2 protein-coding genes and 1 pseudogene are annotated in these 1215 nt (G+C 69.9%); 2 read left to right on the forward strand and 1 reads right to left on the reverse strand.

Going from position 1 to position 1215, the window contains the following annotated elements; all coding sequences use genetic code 11:
* Together LQV45_RS33855 and LQV45_RS33860 are read left to right on the forward strand one after the other, a co-directional pair.
* Positions 1-201 (forward strand): dihydrodipicolinate reductase C-terminal domain-containing protein (locus LQV45_RS33855; protein WP_290370407.1); only part of this gene is annotated, 201 nt, incomplete at its 5' end.
* Between the two features lie 5 nt (positions 202-206).
* Positions 207-689: a hypothetical protein gene (locus tag LQV45_RS33860; protein WP_230012204.1), complete on the forward strand. Its 483-nt coding sequence runs from the start codon at positions 207-209 to the stop codon at positions 687-689.
* A 118-nt stretch (positions 690-807) separates the two neighbouring features.
* Here the strand turns inward: LQV45_RS33860 and LQV45_RS33865 are convergent.
* A pseudogene (locus LQV45_RS33865) lies at positions 808-1215 on the reverse strand (hypothetical protein); the annotation flags it as partial.

A 1215-nucleotide genomic window follows, 5' to 3' on the forward strand; every position in this document is an offset into this window, starting at 1 on the left:
CGGGTCCACAGTGTCCGGCTGGCCGGTCTTGTCGCGCACCAGGAGGTCCTGCTGGGCGGGCCGGGGGAGCAGCTGACCATCCGCCACGACTCCTTCGACCGTGCGTCCTTCATGCCCGGCGTGCTGCTGGGGATCCGCAGCGTCGCCGCTCACCCCGGTCTCACCGTGGGACTCGACGGCTACCTGGACCTGGGACTCTGAGTCAGATGTCCGCTGCCTTGACAGCCCTGAAAGCGAACCGCACCAAGATCTGGGTGGGGGCCGTCACCCTGCTGCTCGTGTTCTACCTGGTGGTATCCCTTCAACGTTCCGTGCTCCTGATGTCCGACCCCAGCCTCGTGGCGAAGGCGATCGGCGTCGCCTACCTGGTGCTGCCGGTCATCGGGGCCTGGGCCCTGATCCGGGAACTGCTGTTTGGTGCCCGCACTGAGCGGTTGGCAAAGATCCTCGAAGCCGAGGGGGGCCTGCCGGAGGACACTCTGCCGCGCACACCCGCCGGCCGGATCATCCGCGAAGCCGCCGACGCCGAATTTGAGAAGTACCGCGCCGAGGCCGAAGCTGCCCCCGAGGACTGGCGTTCCTGGTTCCGGCTCAGCTGTGCGTACGATGCTGCCGGAGACCGCAAGCGCGCCCGCGCCTCAATGCGCGACGCCGTGCGGATGTTCCGCGACGGGGAGCAGAAGAACTAGCCGGACACCGTTTGCCGGGCCGTGCGGGGCCGGGCTGCGGAACTCAGCGCCGGATCCGGCGGCGGAACTTAGCGCACGACCCGGCGGCGGAACTTAGCGCACGACCCGGCGGCGGAACTTAGCGCACGCGTCGAGGCCGGCGGACTTGGGCCGGCTGGTGCCGGCCCGCCTGGCTGGCCGCATGGGTCGCCCACTCCAGCGGCCCGCGCCACGCCATGGCCGCGAAGACTCCGCCGGCCACCAGCATCCCGACAGCCTGCGCGAAATACACACCCTCCACGGTCCAGCCCGGCATCAAGGGCTGGTCGTGCAGGGCGGCCATGATGCACAGGTGAGCCGTGTAGAGGCTCAACGTCATGGCCCCGGCTCCGCGCAGCGGCAGCAGCAGATCCAGTTCCAGCCAGTCGCCCAGCCGGCCCAGCAGCAGGCACAGGCCGATCACGGCGGCAGCGGCCCCCGAGGTGTGCAACAGATCCAGCGTGGTGCCGGAGTGCGGTGCACTCGTGGCCAGCCACCAGACTGAGCC

This window comes from Microbacterium sp. Bi128 (assembly GCF_918698205.1).